This is a genomic window from Rhizobium sp. BK181, from assembly GCF_014193305.1.
Taxonomy (GTDB): Bacteria; Pseudomonadota; Alphaproteobacteria; order Rhizobiales; family Rhizobiaceae; genus Rhizobium.
Genome location: NZ_JACHZA010000011.1, coordinates 146510 through 163239 on the forward strand (window position 1 = coordinate 146510; position 16730 = coordinate 163239).

Sequence of the window (16730 nt, forward strand, 5' to 3'; positions counted from 1 at the left end):
ACTCGCACTTGCTAAGGTTTATGCCAGAGCATTGTGGGTAAATGGTGACGCTACCGCATCTCATCCGGCGCAGCGGTACCCGCAATGGCAAGTCCCGACTTCAAAACCGACGCAACGGCGTACACCAGCCCTAATCTGGCTATACTCGATTCTCGGTTCTTATCGTTAATAAATCGTAAGTCTACTTGATCCTTACCTTTATTCCAGTGCGCATGGAAAGAACTTGCCAGATCGTAGAGGTAAAATACGACGCGGTGAGGCTCCTGAGACTGCGCCGCAGACTCGACCAAGCGTGGAAACTCGGCCGCCTTCGCAACCAGCTGCAATTCAGCGGGATCCGAGATTCCTGCAACCGCCTTCGCAAGGTCGGCGGGGCTGACGTCGAGGTCAGGAAACGCCTCCTTTGCCTGCCGAAAAACAGACATGCAGCGCGCATGCGCATACTGCACGTAGAAAACCGGATTGTCCTTCGACTGCTCCGTTACCTTCGCGAAATCGAAGTCCAACGGCTCCGAACTCTTGCGATAAAGCATCATGAAGCGCACCGAATCGCGGCCGACTTCCTCGACAACTTCGCGCAGCGTCACGAAGTCGCCCGAGCGCTTCGACATCTTCACGGGCTCGCCATTGCGGAACAGTTTCACGAGCTGGCAGAGAAGAACCGTCAGCTTCGCCTTACCTTCGGAAACGCCCCGAGCGACCGCCTCCAGACGCTTGACGTAGCCGCCATGATCGGCGCCGAGAACATAGATCATCTCGTTGAAATTACGATCGAACTTGTTCTTGAAGTAGGCGACGTCGGCAGCAAAATAGGTGTAGGAGCCGTCCGACTTGATCAGCGGCCGATCCATATCGTCACCGACCTCCGTGGAGCGGAACAGCGTCTGCTCGCGGTCTTCCCAATCCTCGGGCAACTGGCCCTTTGGCGGCGGCAGCGTACCCTTGTAGACATGGCCCTTGAAGGTCAGGTCGTTGATAGCCGTGCGGATCGCAGCCGCGCCGTTCGCATGCAGTGTGCGCTCCGAGAAGAACACGTCGTGATGCACGTTCAATGCATCGAGATCCTCGCGGATCATCGCCATCATCGCATCGATGGTGCGATCCTTCACCAGCGGCATCCACTGGTCTTCCGGCATATTGTGCAGCTTCACACCATAGTCACGGGCCAGGGACTGGCCGACCGGAACGAGATAGTCGCCCGGATAAAGTCCGGGCGGAATCTCTCCGATCTTCTCGCCGAGTGCTTCGCGGTAACGCAGGAACACGGAGCGCGCCAGCACGTCGATCTGCGAGCCCGCATCGTTGATGTAGTATTCCTTGACGACGTCGAAGCCGGCGAAGGAAAGCAAGTTGGCCAGCGCGTCGCCGACGACAGCGCCGCGGCAGTGGCCGACGTGCATGGGCCCGGTCGGATTTGCGGAGACATACTCGACGTTGACGCGTTTGCCGGCGCCGATCATGGAGCGGCCGTAGTCGGTACCGGCCTCGATCATTGAGGCGAGCAGGCGCTGCCAGTAGCCAACGGAAAGCCTGATATTGATGAAGCCTGGGCCTGCGACCGAGACATCAGCGACGTCGGCGTCTTCCTTCAGCTTCTCCGTGATCATCTCGGCCAGGGCGCGCGGATTGGTCCCAAGCGGCTTTGCCAGCACCATGGCGGCATTGGTCGCAACATCACCGTGGCTTGGGTCGCGTGGCGGTTCGATCGCGATGCGGCCGAAATCCACCTCAGATCGCTTCTCCTTGACCAGATCGATCTGTTCAAGGGCGGTTTTAATCCGGGCGTCGAAATCGGTAAAAAGGTTCATCGCACTCTTCCATGCATAGGCTTTGCCACAAGGCATTTGTCCGGTCCCAGCCGGGCGACCGCTGCCTATCGCAAATCCGGAGTGTGGTCAAACAATCGCCTGTGGGCACTGATCGCGTAAGTGTCGGTCATCCCCGCCAGATAGTCGCCGACATGGCGCGCCCTCGCCGCTTCTGCAAGGCCCGCAATATGATCCACCCAATAGTGGCTCTGCATCTCCTTCGGGTTGGCCATATAGGCTCCGAAGAGATCGGTGACAATCTGCGCCGCGCCGGCGCGAATACGCATGATCTCGGGATGCCGGTAGATGCGTTTAAAAAGCATCGCCTTGATCTGCCGGTCGGTCTCGGACATTTCTTCGGAGAAGGTTGCAATGACGCGACCTGCTTCGCGAATATCCGTTGCGCTCTTCGGCTTGATTTCCGCAAGGCCCTGTTGGGCAACGGAAATGACGTCTTCGACCATGCGCGTGATCTGGCGGCGCATGATCTCGTGGGTAAAGCGGCTAGGCTCGAGGTTCGGATAGCGTTCCCGCACCTCGGCCATTAGAGCGGCCAAAAACGGGATCTCCTCCAGCATCTCGAAGGTCAAATAGCCGGACCGAAGCCCGTCATCGATGTCATGCGTGTTGTAGGCGATGTCGTCGGCGATTGCGGCCACCTGCGCCTCGAGGCTTGCATAGGTGTCCAGTTCCAGGTCGTGAATCTCGCAGTAATCCAGGATGGGCTGCGGAACCGGCCCACGCGTGCCGGCGCCGTCTTTGGTCAGAAGCGGGCCGTTATGTTTGACGAGACCTTCCAGGCTTTCCCAGGTCAGGTTGATGCCGTCGAAATCGGCATAGCGGCGCTCCAGCTTGGTGACGATACGCAGCGACTGGGCGTTGTGATCGAAGCCGCCGTAGGGCAACAGCGCCTCATGCAGCGCGTCCTCGCCCGTATGGCCGAACGGCGTGTGGCCGAAATCATGGACGAGCGCCACTCCCTCGGCGAGGTCCTCATCCAGCTTCAGGGCCCTGGCAAGAGCGCGGGCCACCTGCGCGACCTCAATCGTGTGCGTCAGCCGTGTACGGTAGTGGTCACCGTCCTGAGCGATGAAGACCTGGGTCTTGTGCTTCAGCCGACGAAATGCCGTCGTATGAACGATGCGGTCGCGGTCGCGCTGAAAATCCGAACGGGTTGGGCTCAGGTCTTCGGGGTAGAGCCTGCCGCGCGTCGCCCAGGGATCAGCCGCATACGCCGCCCTGTCACCGTTGCCGTAACCCAATGCTTGCCTGTCGATCGTCATTCGTCACCGTTACCGATATGCAGCAGCTCGCCCATTGACGCTGCCTTGCGCTCTTCATACCTATAGAGCACATAAACGGCAAAGCGATGCTTTCTCGGCCGCCTTAGCCAAACTTGCGCTTCTGTGGTATGAATCGTAAGTAGCTTTGAAAACAGTCGCTTGAAACCGGCGGCTAAGAACGATTCTCTCCGGATCTTGACCCCGGCAGGAGCAAACATGACGGACGTAAATGTAACCCTTTCTGAAGCCGCGGCAAAACGAATCGCGGCCATCGTCGGCACGGAGCCCGGCAAGAGCGCCTTGCGCGTCTCCGTGGAAGGTGGCGGCTGTTCAGGCTTTTCCTACAAGTTCGACCTCGCGGACGGCGCCCATGACGACGATGTGGTGGTCGAAAAGAATGACGCGAAGGTGCTGATCGACAGCTTGTCACTGGTCTACATGGCGGGATCCGAGATCGACTTCGTCGATAACCTGCTCGGCCAGTCCTTCCAGATCAAGAACCCGAACGCGGTTGCCAGCTGCGGCTGCGGCACAAGCTTCTCGATCTAGTACCGTATCTCCGCGTATCCACATCGAACCGGCCGAAAGAATCCCTTTCGACCGGTTTCTCGTCTTGTCCGCAATCGAAAGAGCGCGATACAAGGGAGCCGACGAAGCGGAACAGGACATTCCATGAAGATCGCGACCTGGAACATCAACGGCGTCAAGGCGCGCATCGACAACCTGACTCAGTGGCTAAAGGACTCCGATCCCGATATCGTCTGCCTGCAGGAGATCAAGACGGTCGACGAGGGTTTTCCGAGGCTCGAGATCGAGGCCATGGGCTATCATGTAGAGACACATGGCCAAAAGGGCTTCAATGGCGTCGCGATCCTCTCCAAGACGAAGCCCGATGAAGTAAGTCGCGGCCTGCCGGGCGATCCGCTGGACGAGCAAGCTCGCTTCCTGGAAGCCGTCTTCTCCCTCCCGGGCAACCGCGTGGCGCGTGTCTGCTGCCTCTACCTACCGAACGGCAATCCTGTTGAAACCGAGAAATATACCTACAAGCTCGCCTGGATGGAGCGGCTGCGGACTTTCGCCGCGGAGCGTCTGGCTTACGAGGAAATCCTGATCCTCGCGGGCGACTACAACGTCATCCCGGAGCCGCACGACTGCTTCGATCCGAAGGTTTGGGAAAACGACGCGCTGTTCCTGCCGCAAACGCGCCAGGCTTTTCGTCGGCTCGAAGGCCTTGGACTGACGGATGCCGTGCGCGCGACAACCGATGCCGTTCAACTCTACTCGTTCTGGGATTATCAGGCAGGTGCCTGGCAGAAGAACAACGGCATTCGCATCGACCACCTGCTGCTTTCGCCGGAGGCTGCCGATCGAATGACGTCGGCGGCGATTGAAAAGCATGTCCGGGCTTGGGAGAAGCCGTCAGACCACGTGCCTGTTGTGGTCTATTTCGATTTCGCGGCTTGAGCCGAAAACGCGTCGCGATCCCTCCACTCGTAAGGTGTAGGCGAGAACCGTTCGCGGGCTTAGTCGGAGCCGTTGACTGCAATCTTGTGAGAAAGGGCGACGGCCGAGCGGCGGTCGCTTTCGGTCGCGACCGAAAAGGCCTGCTCCTGCAGAGCCTCCATCCAACCACAGTCCTTCGGCTTGCAGCGGTCGAGAGCGGCGGTCATTAGCGCCAGCCCGTTGGCCGCCTGCCCTTCCTGGAAGAGGATGTTGCCAAAGACGGACATGGCGCCCGGATGGCCGCTCTTGCGGGCTTGGTTGAGCCATTTTTTCGCCTGCTGCGCACTCGTGCTGCCACCCTCACCCGCCAACATCATCTGTGCCAGCTGGAACTGTGCCTCGGGCACGCCAAAGGTGGACGCAACCTGGAAGTAGAGTTGACGCGCCTGGTTGAGATCGATTTTCACCGGACTGCCGGGGATGCCATGCTTGTAGTAGTTGGCGAGCGAGAGCAGCGCATTGACGAAGAAGCCGGTATCTTCCGAGCCCGGCTCGACGCCCTGCTGCGCGATTTCGCTGTAGATCTTGAAGGCCTCGAAGTCGTCCTGCGCGACGCCATCGCCGTCGGCATACATGTTGGCGAGTGCCCAGCGCGAACCTGTATGACCTTTTTCAGCCGCGTATTTGTAAGCTTCGACTGCCTCTTCCTTCTGACCGTTCTTGTAGGCCTTGAAACCGAATTTGAAGAGATCGAAGGGGCCGGATTCCTTCGAAACGCCCGACTTGATGTCGAATGCACCTGCAGGCGATGCAATTGCCGCGCAACAGGCAATGGAAAGGCCCATGAGCATTAGTCTGAAAGGTCTGAACTCGGACGTCAGCATTTCACTCGGTTTCTTTCGCTTCCCATCCGGACGGACTTTCGATCCGTGGATGCATTCCTCCCGGCGAGCGATCCCGCGGTGAGCTCAAAGGCCCCTTTGCCCGCGTCGCATCCAGCCTCAGCCCTCCCTCGAGGACCTCAATTCCAAGCGCATCGACACTCTCCGTCCATAGTCCGGCACGGCTCGCCCGCGATGCGATTTGCCTCACTCCCGCGGCTCGGCCATGTGCCGTTCTGCCGTCGAGAAAAAGGTAATCACCAATTGTGACCAAACCTGTATCGTCGTTACCGGAAGCCGATTCCGACGATGCCGATCGGTTCGGCCACGAAAGAAAAGAAAGGGTCGAAAGCGCAACGTCAGAGCGAAACTCCGGGGCGGAATCGCCTTGCGGGAAAAGGAAAATGGCGCTGGCCGCGGCATCTCTGCCGTACGCTTCACCCATCCTTATTGCACCCGCTGCAAACTCGCTCATCGTACTCTTTTACGCGCACTTCACGCCTGTCATTTCCTCGCCCGACTATAGCGCTGCGCCTAGTTTGTGGCGGGAAATGGACAATTTCGCCCTGAGATCATCTTACGCAAATGCTGGTAAAAAACTGTTGCTGAATCGTCACAAAATGAGACGCCAAAAGGGCATGCTTAACGAGGCGTACATAAAGAAAAACCCGGCAGCTTTGCCGGGTTCTTCTGAGGTTCGTCTTTGAAACTTAGAATTTCACCTTGATGCTGGTCGAGATGGCAGCGACAAGATCATTGCCGAAGGTATAGGTGGCGTCATTGCCGTAGGTGACGCCGTCCCTCGTGAACGTTCCGGACTCGCCGCTGGTCATGACGCCGAGGCTTCCGGCAACACGCCATTCAACGTGCTCATTCGGATTGTAGGCCGCGCCAGCGCCTACCAACCAGGTATCCGTCTGCGAGCCATAGCCGTCACTTGTGCCGCGATCCCATGTGAGACTAAGGGCAGCCGTCCACTGTTCGTCGAACTTGTGACCAATACCGCCCATCACCGTCCAACCGTCACGATAAGCAAGATCGAGCGATGTTATGCCGCCAGCTGGACATGGCAGTCCGTTCGTTGGACAAAAAGGAACCGACTGCAGCACACTCCAATTCGTCCACTTCACGGACCCGAAAGCGAGCCAATCAGGGGCGACACCGGACTGAAGCTTCAACTCCAGGGAGTCCGGCGCGTCGGCCGAACCCTTCACGGGAATAACTGCTCCGCCAGCGACTTGTGAAAGGTCCAGTGTGCCCGTCAGGTCGTCGTACTTCACCCTGCTGTTATATACCAAGCTGGCGCGCATGGCGTACTCAGGGATTTCGTACGCGACACCGGCACGCCATCCCCATGCCTCGTCGGCCAAATCTAAACGACCGACGCCCGTACCGAAGGTAGGCGGGATAACCGCCACCAACTTTTCCTGAAAGCCGTCGAGGCTTTGATAGAATGTGCCGCCGATGAAACGCAGTTGGCCAGGCCCCACATCGAACTTGTAGGAGCAGGTGGCCGCATAGTTCTCTGTGTTGATCTTTGTTTCGACATTGCTGTTTGCACCAGCCCAGTTCACGCCTGGATTGGTGTGAACACCAAACGGTTCGGAATAGTCTAAAAGGCAGTCAACCGCTTCGTAACCGCCCTTGAACCCCACATAGGGGACGGCATAGTTTTCTGTCTCATCCGCCGAATGCGGCCGACCATTGAGATTTCCACGGCGCGCTGGGTTATCCTTCACATTCTCCAGCTCCCGCTGCGGCATGACGTAGATCACGGCCGCCTGTGACGAAAAACGCGACTGATCGAAGAGCAGGTCGATATTGTAGCCGCCGCGCTCCAGGCCGCCCGCGAAGGACGGCTGCGCCAGCGTTGAAAAGAGGGCAAGCGACAGAACGCCGGCCGATGTCATACGAGATGCCAATGTGTCTCCCCCACTCAGGCAATTGCAATGAGGCCGGACTGTGCAGGCGATGCCGATAAATGGCAACTTTGTGTTCGGGCGCGATTGGAAACGCGGCTAACGGAAGTTTTACGTAACAGATTGACGAGCACGTCAATATTTTCGCAAATTAGAACGAAATTCTAAAGATAGTAAAAATACCTACTCACTTAGGGTCGACCATTCCACGATAGCGCCATCCTGTAACAGGGAAACAACAGTCATATTTTTCGCCGTGCGCACCGATAAAACGTGTGGAATCAACGCCTACGGCTAGCACTTTGGGCAAACCGGGCAGCAAAGTTCGGCGACTCCGATCGCCCCAAGAAAAAGGCGCCCGATTCGAAGTCGGGCGCCCCTGAAAATTCTTGCTACCAAGCGTTGATTTTACGACGCCTCGGATACACGTGACAGTGCAACCCGCAGGCTCGCAATCTGACCTTGCAGTTCGTCCAGGCGATCGCGCTCAGCAGCGACGACATCAGGATTGGCGTTGGCAACGAACTTCTCGTTGGAGAGCTTGCCGTTGATGCGCGCGATCTCTCCATCAGCCTTGGCGATTGCCTTCTCCAGGCGCGCTTTTTCGGCCGCCAGGTCGATCAGCGTGCCAAGTGGCAAGCAGATCGTCGCCTCGGCGACAATGATCTGCGCAGCGCCCTTCGGCGCTTCACCGGCCAGCGAGATGCCGTCAACGCGGGCAAGGCGCTTGATCGCAGCATCGTGGCGGATAAGGCGTTCGCGGGTCAGGCTATTGGCGCCGACGACAACCAGCGGCGCAACAGCCGACGGCGGCACGTTCATTTCCGCACGAACGGAGCGGATGCCGGAAACCAGATCGATCAGCCAATTGATTTCATCGGCTGCGGCGTCATCGGCATAGGACGGCGCCGGCCATTCGGCATGGCAGACCAGCGTGTCGCGCTCGACACCCTCGCCGGCGGTGTGCGCCCAGAGCTCTTCCGTCATGAAAGGCATGAAGGGGTGCAGGAGCTTGTAGATCTCCTCCAGAATATAGGCGGCGCAAGCCTGCGCTTCCTTCTTGGCGCCTTCGTCCGCACCGTTGAAGACCGGCTTCAGCAGTTCGAGATACCAGTCGCAGACCTGGTTCCAAACGAAGCGGTAGAGCGCGCCAGCCGCATCGTTGAAACGGTAGGACTCCAAGGCTTCCGTGACGTCACGTTCCGTACGGGCAAGCTCCGTCAGAATCCAGCGATTGATCGTCAGTTCGGCCGCTTCGGGCACGAAGTGCGGATCGCTCTTGGCACCGTTCATTTCAGCAAAGCGCGTCGCGTTCCAGAGCTTTGTGCCGAAGTTGCGGTAGCCGGCGATGCGGGCCGGATCGAGCTTAACGTCACGACCCTGCGCTGCCATGATCGCGAGCGTGAAGCGCAGCGCGTCGGCACCGTATTCGTCGATCAGTTCCAGCGGATCGATGACGTTGCCCTTGGACTTCGACATCTTCTGGCCGTTCTTATCGCGGACCAGCGCGTGGACATAAACGGTATTGAACGGCTCGACCGGAACGCCGTCATCGTCCTTCATGAAATGAAGGCCCATCATCATCATGCGGGCAACCCAGAAGAAGATGATGTCGAAGCCGGTGACCAGAACGTTGGTCGGATAGTAGCGCTCAAGCTCCGGCGTCTTATCAGGCCAGCCGAGCGTCGAGAATGGCCACAGCGCAGACGAGAACCAGGTGTCGAGAACGTCTTCGTCGCGCGTCAAGATTTCGCCAGGCTTGAAATTCTCCAGCAGGTCCTCGACGTAGGCCTTCATCGGGCCTTCGTGCGACAGATAGTGCTGGATTGCCGCCTGCAGAGCTTCTTCTTCGGTCTTTTCAACGAAGACCTGGCCATCCGGACCGTACCAGGCCGGGATCTGATGGCCCCACCAGAGCTGGCGGGAAACGCACCACGGCTGGATGTTTTCCATCCACTCGTAATAGGTCTTGTCCCAGCTGCGCGGAACGAGCTTGGTGCGACCCTCGCGAACCGAGGCGATCGCCGGTGCTGCAAGCGTCTTGGCGTCGACGTACCATTGCTCCGTCAGGCGCGGTTCGATCGGAACACCGCCACGGTCGCCGTGGGGAACCATGTGCTTGTGCGGTTCGACCTTGTCGAGCAGACCGCCCTCTTCGAAGATGCGGACGATGATCTTGCGGGCCTCAAAGCGATCCTTGCCTTCGAGTTCGTCCCAGGCGCCATGCAGTGCGGCGGCGTCAGGAATGCCCTCCAGGAAATCCTCATTATCCTTGAGCGTGATCCGCGCGTCGCCGGTGAGCACGTTGACGACACGCAGACCGGTGCGCTTGCCGACATCGAAGTCGTTAAAATCATGCGCCGGCGTCATCTTGACAGCGCCGGTGCCGGCCGTCGGATCCGGATAATCATCGGCGACAATCGGAATACGCCGACCGACGATCGGCAGGATGACGTGCTTGCCGACAAGCGGCCGGTAACGCTCATCCTTCGGATTGACCGCAACGCCGGTGTCGCCGAGCATCGTTTCCGGACGAGTGGTCGCAACGACGATATAGTCGCGGGTTTCCCATTCTGTCGCCTTACCGTCATCATCGAAGGCGATCGGGTGCTGATACGTGACACCAGGCTCCAGCGGATAACGGAAGTACCAGAGGTTTCCGTTGACCTCGTGTTGCTCGACCTCGATGTCGGAGATCGCCGTCAGGAGCTTCGGATCCCAGTTGACGAGACGCTTGTCGCGGTAGATTAGGCCCTCCTTGTAAAGCGTTACAAAGACTTCAAGAACGGCGGCCGAAAGCCCCTCATCCATGGTGAAGCGCTCGCGGGACCAATCACAGGAGGCGCCGAGGCGCTTCAACTGGTTGAAGATAAGGCCGCCGGATTCCGCCTTCCATTCCCAAACCTTGTCGATGAAGGCTTCGCGCCCCATGTCGCGGCGGCCCGGCAGTTGCTGTTCCATCAGCTTGCGCTCGACAACCATCTGGGTGGCGATGCCGGCATGGTCCATGCCCGGCTGCCAGAGCACGTCCTTGCCGCGCATGCGCTCGAAGCGGACCATGATGTCCTGCAGCGTATTGTTCAGCGCATGGCCCATGTGCAGCGATCCCGTCACGTTGGGCGGCGGGATCACGATGGTAAAGGACTTGGCGCCCGGCTTGGCGTTGGCGCCCGCGCGGAAGGCGTCCGCCTCATCCCATTTCGCAGCGATTTTCGGTTCAACGGCAGCGGAATCGTAGGTCTTGTCGAGCATTTGGGGACCAAAATCTGGAGGTTCTTTGATGCGGGTTGTAAATAGGATGGCTTCGGGCAAGTCAATAAAAAAGCCGCCCCGGAGACCGGAGCGGCTTTTTGGGAAAAGGCGTTTCCGATCAGCGGCGCGGGCCACGCGCCACGCGTTCGATCTCTTCACGCACGAGACGCTCAACCAGGGTCGGCAGATTGTCATCCAGCCACTCGCGCAGCATCGGGCGCAGCATGTCTTCGGCGATCTCATCGAGAGAACGCCGCTCGGCGCCATCGATGGCGGCAGACAACTCTTCAAAGGAACGGGCAATCTGGAGTCCCGCGTCGTGCGAGAGCAATGCCGGCTGCTGCTCTTGCTCAGCGAGGCTCTGGATTGCTTCTTCCACGGCCGGTTCAACGACCGCGGGAACGAATACCTCGGGCACCTGGGCCACCGCCGGTAACGGCTCCATAGCCACTGGAGGCAGTTCGAAGGGGATTTCTACGGGCGGACGAACCGCGACGACCTTCGGCGCCGGCGCCGAGATAGGAGCAGTCACGGCCGCCTCGGAGTGTGCAGCAACTGGCGCAGAACCGGGCGCCTCGCGAGTAGCTTCCGGCGCTTCCATGCTCAGTTCCGCGCTCCTTGCTTCGGCTTGCCGCAAGGCTGGCGGCACGTCGCGCAACTGGGCAGTGTTGCGCTCCGACGCCGCACGGACCCGCGCGGCGACATCGGCCAGCGACATGGCACGCGGCTGCGCTTCCGGCACGGGAGCCGAGCCTGCCGAATTGGCCGCAACGAAGCGTGGGTCAGACTGAGCAGCCGCTTCAGGGAATTCCACGCCAGCGTAGGCCTCGTCCACCGTCAAATGGATGTCCGAATCGCGAGCATCCTCATCAACGCCGTAAGCCGCCGGCAGCGATGCCGATAGCGCCCTGCCCGCACCTGGGTCATTGCTCTCGATGATCTGGCGGATCGACGCCAGTATCTCTTCCATGGACGGTTCACGCGCTACGCTTGGCTGAGCCATATCTATCCCCGTTATTCCGAAAAACGATCGGATTGCGTGGAGTGGGCATCCGAATCACCCAGAGCTTAGGATAGCCGAGGATTGAAAAAAATCATCGCGAATCAAATGAATGATGCCATGCACAGCTTTTCTGACGCGGTTAGATTCTATCGCGGGAAACAAAACGGGCGCCTGAGGCGCCCGTCGAAAATCAATCATCGCGGCGTGGTTCAGAATACAAATTCGCGCGCCTTGGCGAAACCGGGAAGCGGCTTGACCGAAGCGTTGAAGTAGACGTTTTCGGAAATTGTGCCGCGCTCGCTCACGAAGACCTTGGCGCGTGCCGAACCGCCGTAGCCTTGAACAGTGACCAAACGCCCGCCGTCGCGGAGCTGCGACAGCAAGGAGGACGGAACTTCCTCGACCGAACCGCTGATAAAGATCAGGTCATAGGGAGCGCCCGACGGATTACCGGCATTGAATGAACCGGCGACGATCGAAACGTTTGTGTAGCTCGCAAGATTGGTCTTGGCTTCCGCCGCCAGCGTTTCGTCCTCTTCCACCGCGACCACCGTGCCGGCAATCTGTGAAAAGAGGGCCGACACGTAGCCACTACCGGCGCCGATCTCGAGGACGACGTCATCCTTGGTAACCGCGGCGAGCTGCAGCAGCTTTGCAAGCGGCGACGGCTGCATGAGATAGCGTGCGGGCTTGCCCGCCGCTGCAGGACAGATTTCGACATCCCGATCGATATAGGCAAGCGGCTTTGCCTTCTCGGGAACAAAGGCCTCGCGCGGGACGGTGAGAAACGCCGTCAGCACGGAATGCGAGGTGACGTCCGTCGTGCGGAGCTGGTTGTCGACCATGTTTGCGCGTGCTGATTCGAAATTCATGTTGTCCTCTCGCCCGATAGAAGCGGCTTTGTCTGCACGTCTCTTAATCTCAGCACACTGGCCTTTCAAGGCTTCGCGAATGCGCATGACAAGAATTCGGGATGGCGCCGCTGCCCGCTGGCGCTCTTCGCAATCCTTCATGGAACAAACGCGCGCCCTGTGATATTATTGCAACCGGAGGAATAGAGGAGGAGCAGGCAATGCCTAACATCATCGAATATCTTTCGTTGTTCGACTTCTTCATCATCATCACACTGGTCGGCATCTTTTGCTGCGGGCTTTTCGATCGTGAAACGAGTTGACTGACTTCAGGCTATTGTCAGTTTTTCGCCGGATAGTGCCGGTCCCTTGGGATTCGACGGACCGGACATGGCAATTAGACCAATTCTGCTGGGCAGCTTTTTCATTTGTGCGCTGCTCGGGATCATACTCCTCATTCCCTTTGTGAGAGGCGGCGCCCCGAATGTCGCGACAAACGGTGTGTCCCCGATGCCGTCGTTGCAGCGGATCAACTGAACTCGACGGCTCCAGCTTTGCCGGTGCCGCGATAGCCGGCAAGCTCTTTGGTGGCCGGTCCCGGCCATTCGCGATGAGGTTCTTTTTAAGCAAGAACAAAGGACGAAACATACCTTTAAGCACCGGTTTCGATCATCAGACGAGACCTGTAGCGTGTCTGTGCCGATCTTGGAGCCTCCCCAGCCCCTCCCAGATCGGCAACCCGGCCGGGGCTTAAGACGGTCGCGGCCGGGGCCACTCGCCCCCGGAAAAGCTATTGCAGCTTGGTCTCTTCTTCCGTGTCGACCAGAATGCCGTGCCGTAAAGCCTCTTCCTTTGCCTCCTTCAGAGCCTCGTCGATCAGCATGACAAGCATTTCCGCATGTCGTTCGCGCTCCGCCATTTCTCGCGCCACGCTCAGGGCAAAGATCAGTTGCGGCATTTGGGTCGCCGGCATCGGAGGTGCTCCTAAGAACTCGCAATGAAAGATAGCGCCCTATCGAAAATTCGACAATCCGGTGATTTGCCTTGATAAACATGCACCAACGCTAGTGCCGTATGGATTGTCACTATAGGAATGGAAGAAACGCCAGCGGGCTTCGCCACCATAGACGGAAGGAGAGCGATCTCCCGTCTATATCGCCCAAGCTCATTAGAATAGTGAAACGAGGCGCCCGGAGAGGGTCGGCCACTGCGGCGACCCCCTCCAGCTTTGCCGGGACTGAAAACTACCCCCGCCCTGTCTGCCGCCGCGGCGGAATGGAGCCAATAGAGGGGGTCCGATGCCCTCAAAGCCCACCGTCCGTGGCAGACCAGCAAGAGAAACAATAGCGCCCTCGCAACGGTTATCCTAGACGGACCTAGGTCCTACTTCGATTGGAGTAAGCGAGGACAATTGCACGCTTGCAAACCGCATTCTTGCGCCGTTGAAGCCAGTAAAGATCATGTGACAGAATCGGGTCGCGGCGAACTGAGGGAGGCGTCAATCCCGCTGGCGAGAAGGGGGCCGAGGCATTACACTACGATCTGGCGGAACGCAGTCGAGTGCCGCTTCGTGGGACTGCATCGATGAGGAGGCGCAGGATGATCCGGACAATAGCAGCGATCGGTGCGATGGCAGCGCTTGTCGCGAGTTGCACGGCCGTTTCGGGCTCATATCCATCGGAGGGTTACGCGCCTATTCCCGGCAGTATCACTTATGGCGGCCAGCCGCGAACGAAGCTGACGAAGGCGCCGATCGGCTCTTCTTTCCCGCATACGTTCACGGATCAGACGGGACGCACGGTCGAGGAAATCTATATCATTCAACCGGATCGAACTCTGCTGATTGCCCAACGGCACTATCGACCATTCTTTGCCTGGGACAGGAACCAATAGCGGGGTTTGGCGACCGCATGTCGCAGATTCGCCTCGCGGGCTGAAAAATGATGAAATGGAAGGAAATTTGCCGCGCCTGAAGGCAAGACGCTTTCACTCGCGTCCGCGCCCGTAGCGGCTCTATTACCTTGAAACAGTGGGGAAATTTTGGAGGCCTCGCCCGGAATTGAACCGGGGTACAAGGATTTGCAGTCCTCTGCGTCACCACTCCGCCACGAGGCCTCACGACGCTTCGTCACCGAAGCGTTGGCGGGCATTTAGAATGAATAGAAATCGAGTGCAAGGGGGGTTGTTGAAAAACCGACGGGATTTCGGATCGCACACCGTCGGTTTAAGTAGTCACTTTTAGTAAGGCGAATAGCACTGCCGTCGCGGACCGTAATACGGCTGATAGGTGTTGTCATATGCTCGGTAAGACCGGTAGCGGCTGTAACACCAATCGACGTGCGAATTACCCACCGGTCCAGCCTGCGGCTGCGACGCGATCAGACCGCCGATGATTGCACCGGCTGCAAGTCCGCCGATCAGTGCGCCAGCATCGTTGTCATGATGGCGGTAATAGCCATCGTGATAGCGGTTTCCGTAGTACCTATTTCCATAGCCACCGTGGCGGTAACCGCCACAACGATAGATGCTGCAGCGATCGAAGCTGCGGCTGTTTCTCACTCCGGAATCTCCGAAACCACCGCGGCTCTGAGCTGAATGCTCATCGCCGGAGTTCTCTGCAAAAGACGGACCGACGCCAGCCAGGCTTGTCGCAATCGCCAACACCAATACCGCAAGTTTCTTCATTCCAGCACCTTCTCATTTCCGGTATGCTTACGACACTTACGCCTATTTCCATAACGCAGGGCGCGGTCCAAGGTTCCTTGATGCAGGCCGGGCTCTAGTGCCATCGTTCATCGATTCAAGATTTACGCCTCTTCGTCCACCAGACCGAGAAACGCCGCCGCATCCGGCGTACGAGATGAAGGTCGTGCGACAGCAGGATGAACCCGAGCGGCAGCATCCAGAAGCCGAGAACCGGCAGAAAACCCAGAACGCCGCCAAAGATCAGCAGCACCCCAATCGTCAGTCGGGCAATGCGCGACTGCGGCAACGGGATACTTATGGAGCCCAGAACGAGGCGACCGGTGGTGTGATCAATGCCAAAGCGCTTGGTGGTTCTTTTTCCCGTGGTATCATGTGTTTCAGTCATCGACTGGAGATGGGGTTATACAGAGCAAATACAAGCGGATGTCATTTTTTTGAAAAAACCGCTTGGCAAATCGGGCAAGCATTTGTATTAGGCCACTCACGCCGCCGCAAGCGGTGATCCCTGGTAGCTCAGCGGTAGAGCATTCGACTGTTAATCGACAGGTCGCCGGTTCGAATCCGGCCCGGGGAGCCAGTTTTCTCAGCGATTTGCTGAACTCTTACAAGAGCGGTTCGAGCTTCGAGCCGCTCTTTTCTTTTTCCGAGATCACCCGGGATCTTATCGACGGATGCGCCGCATCAAAGGGAAATAATGGTGCGTGATGCTGACACCCGACTCCCTCCTACGCAACGCCCGCCAAGGTTTGGCAACTGACAAAAATCCGCGCCTTAGTGGACAAAAATTTCGGAACAACGCTTGGCCGATGGGTTTTGCCCATGTCACCCAGACGAAAAACGACGACAAAAAGGAAGTTCCTATGCGTAGTCCGATGATAGTGGCGGCAATTTTTGCCGCGGGTCTGGCAACCTCTGCGTTTACCCAATCCAATCCTGATCCAATCGGTCCGACGAACGGCGGCTCGACAAATCCCAGCTCCAGCACCCAGTCGGGCGATTACACAAGCAGCGACAACGGCACTCACCCGATCGCTGTCGCGCCTGTCGATCCGACCACGACGCAGAGCATCACGCCCCAGCCCAAGGCAATGGACTGCCCGGGCATGCCACAGGCAAATTCGGGAGTGGACACGCGAGGTGGCGAGAGCGGTGCATCCATCAGCGACGCCTGCCGCGAATACGACAACTGATCTGACCTACCCTGTTTTCCGAAAGGGCCGGTTTGACCGGCCCTTTCGTTTGCGAGCGCGCGGAAAATTCCGCCCATAGGACTGAGAGATTTCAGATCCAAGCCTGCCGTTGTTCCGTAACAAGCAAAAACACTGGCACTTCACGGGTCTTCGGCCTGCACCCTGGCGGCCAGCGCTTCCTCCCGGCGCGCTTCCGACCGCCTGGGCGATGGTTCAAATTTGTCACTGGTCAGAGACTTTCGTTTCGGGTTAGACTGCGCCCCATGGGGTGGTGAGCGCTTCAAAGGGCTCTGCGAGTTTTGAAGTGAAGCAGGCTTCCGCGCTGAAAATATAGACGTCCGGTCGGTCGTCTTTGCGCGGAGTCGACGAGAGCGGATGGCGTCCGATCCGACAG

The 16730-nt window shown here is 58.5% G+C and carries 16 protein-coding genes and 2 tRNA genes; 7 read left to right on the forward strand and 11 right to left on the reverse strand.

Going from position 1 to position 16730, the window contains the following annotated elements:
* Positions 1-50 precede the first annotated feature (50 nt).
* Positions 51-1808 (reverse strand): arginine--tRNA ligase, encoded by a 1758-nt coding sequence (gene argS, locus FHT77_RS22135; RefSeq protein WP_183756996.1) that lies wholly within the window; start codon positions 1806-1808, stop codon positions 51-53.
* Positions 1809-1873: 65 nt separating this feature from the next.
* The gene (locus FHT77_RS22140; RefSeq protein WP_183756997.1) at positions 1874-3091 is read right to left on the reverse strand and encodes a deoxyguanosinetriphosphate triphosphohydrolase; all 1218 of its coding nucleotides are present in this window, start codon (positions 3089-3091) and stop codon (positions 1874-1876) included.
* 216 nt (positions 3092-3307) lie between these two features.
* On the opposite strand from FHT77_RS22140, the gene erpA reads away from it, so the two are divergent.
* Together erpA and xth are read left to right on the forward strand one after the other, a co-directional pair.
* Positions 3308-3640, forward strand: coding sequence for an iron-sulfur cluster insertion protein ErpA (erpA, locus tag FHT77_RS22145; protein WP_183756998.1), 333 nt, complete (start codon positions 3308-3310; stop codon positions 3638-3640).
* A gap of 123 nt (positions 3641-3763) precedes the next feature.
* Complete coding sequence (gene xth / locus FHT77_RS22150) at positions 3764-4555, forward strand: exodeoxyribonuclease III (protein ID WP_183756999.1); 792 nt, start codon at positions 3764-3766, stop codon at positions 4553-4555.
* A gap of 59 nt (positions 4556-4614) precedes the next feature.
* On the opposite strand, the gene exoR is transcribed toward xth, so the two are convergent.
* The gene (gene exoR / locus FHT77_RS22155; RefSeq protein WP_183757000.1) at positions 4615-5418 is read right to left on the reverse strand and encodes an exopolysaccharide production regulator ExoR; all 804 of its coding nucleotides are present in this window, start codon (positions 5416-5418) and stop codon (positions 4615-4617) included.
* A 263-nt stretch (positions 5419-5681) separates the two neighbouring features.
* On the opposite strand from exoR, the gene FHT77_RS22160 reads away from it, so the two are divergent.
* Positions 5682-6122, forward strand: coding sequence for a hypothetical protein (locus FHT77_RS22160; RefSeq protein ID WP_246720049.1), 441 nt, complete (start codon positions 5682-5684; stop codon positions 6120-6122).
* Between the two features lie 3 nt (positions 6123-6125).
* On the opposite strand, the gene FHT77_RS22165 is transcribed toward FHT77_RS22160, so the two are convergent.
* The 4 genes from FHT77_RS22165 to FHT77_RS22180 all read right to left on the reverse strand — a co-directional run bounded on the left by FHT77_RS22165 (position 6126) and on the right by FHT77_RS22180 (position 12461).
* Entirely contained in the window at positions 6126-7337 is a 1212-nt protein-coding gene (locus tag FHT77_RS22165) for an OmpP1/FadL family transporter (RefSeq protein ID WP_183757001.1), read from the reverse strand.
* Between the two features lie 405 nt (positions 7338-7742).
* A complete protein-coding gene (locus FHT77_RS22170) occupies positions 7743-10586 on the reverse strand; it encodes a valine--tRNA ligase (protein ID WP_183757002.1) in 2844 nt (947 codons plus the stop codon).
* Between the two features lie 118 nt (positions 10587-10704).
* Complete coding sequence (locus FHT77_RS22175; RefSeq protein ID WP_183757003.1) at positions 10705-11589, reverse strand: DUF2497 domain-containing protein; 885 nt, start codon at positions 11587-11589, stop codon at positions 10705-10707.
* Positions 11590-11798: 209 nt separating this feature from the next.
* Positions 11799-12461, reverse strand: a complete 663-nt coding sequence (locus FHT77_RS22180; protein ID WP_183757004.1) for a protein-L-isoaspartate O-methyltransferase family protein — start codon at positions 12459-12461, stop codon at positions 11799-11801.
* 101 nt (positions 12462-12562) lie between these two features.
* On the opposite strand from FHT77_RS22180, the gene FHT77_RS22185 reads away from it, so the two are divergent.
* A complete protein-coding gene (locus FHT77_RS22185; protein ID WP_183757035.1) occupies positions 12563-12763 on the forward strand; it encodes a hypothetical protein in 201 nt (66 codons plus the stop codon).
* A 467-nt stretch (positions 12764-13230) separates the two neighbouring features.
* Here FHT77_RS22185 and FHT77_RS22190 read toward each other — a convergent pair whose 3' ends face one another.
* Positions 13231-13413 (reverse strand): hypothetical protein, encoded by a 183-nt coding sequence (locus FHT77_RS22190; protein ID WP_114712548.1) that lies wholly within the window; start codon positions 13411-13413, stop codon positions 13231-13233.
* 626 nt (positions 13414-14039) lie between these two features.
* On the opposite strand from FHT77_RS22190, the gene FHT77_RS22195 reads away from it, so the two are divergent.
* Complete coding sequence (locus FHT77_RS22195; protein ID WP_183757005.1) at positions 14040-14333, forward strand: hypothetical protein; 294 nt, start codon at positions 14040-14042, stop codon at positions 14331-14333.
* Positions 14334-14481: 148 nt separating this feature from the next.
* Here the strand turns inward: FHT77_RS22195 and FHT77_RS22200 are convergent.
* The 3 genes from FHT77_RS22200 to FHT77_RS31525 all read right to left on the reverse strand — a co-directional run bounded on the left by FHT77_RS22200 (position 14482) and on the right by FHT77_RS31525 (position 15531).
* Positions 14482-14555, reverse strand: a tRNA-Cys gene (locus FHT77_RS22200).
* A 123-nt stretch (positions 14556-14678) separates the two neighbouring features.
* Positions 14679-15125, reverse strand: coding sequence for a BA14K family protein (locus tag FHT77_RS22205; RefSeq protein ID WP_183757006.1), 447 nt, complete (start codon positions 15123-15125; stop codon positions 14679-14681).
* A gap of 115 nt (positions 15126-15240) precedes the next feature.
* The gene (locus tag FHT77_RS31525; protein ID WP_246720051.1) at positions 15241-15531 is read right to left on the reverse strand and encodes a hypothetical protein; all 291 of its coding nucleotides are present in this window, start codon (positions 15529-15531) and stop codon (positions 15241-15243) included.
* A gap of 117 nt (positions 15532-15648) precedes the next feature.
* Between FHT77_RS31525 and FHT77_RS22215 the strand changes: the two genes are divergently transcribed.
* Together FHT77_RS22215 and FHT77_RS22220 are read left to right on the forward strand one after the other, a co-directional pair.
* Positions 15649-15723, forward strand: a tRNA-Asn gene (locus tag FHT77_RS22215).
* 283 nt (positions 15724-16006) lie between these two features.
* Complete coding sequence (locus tag FHT77_RS22220) at positions 16007-16336, forward strand: hypothetical protein (protein WP_183757008.1); 330 nt, start codon at positions 16007-16009, stop codon at positions 16334-16336.
* Positions 16337-16730: the final 394 nt, after the last annotated feature.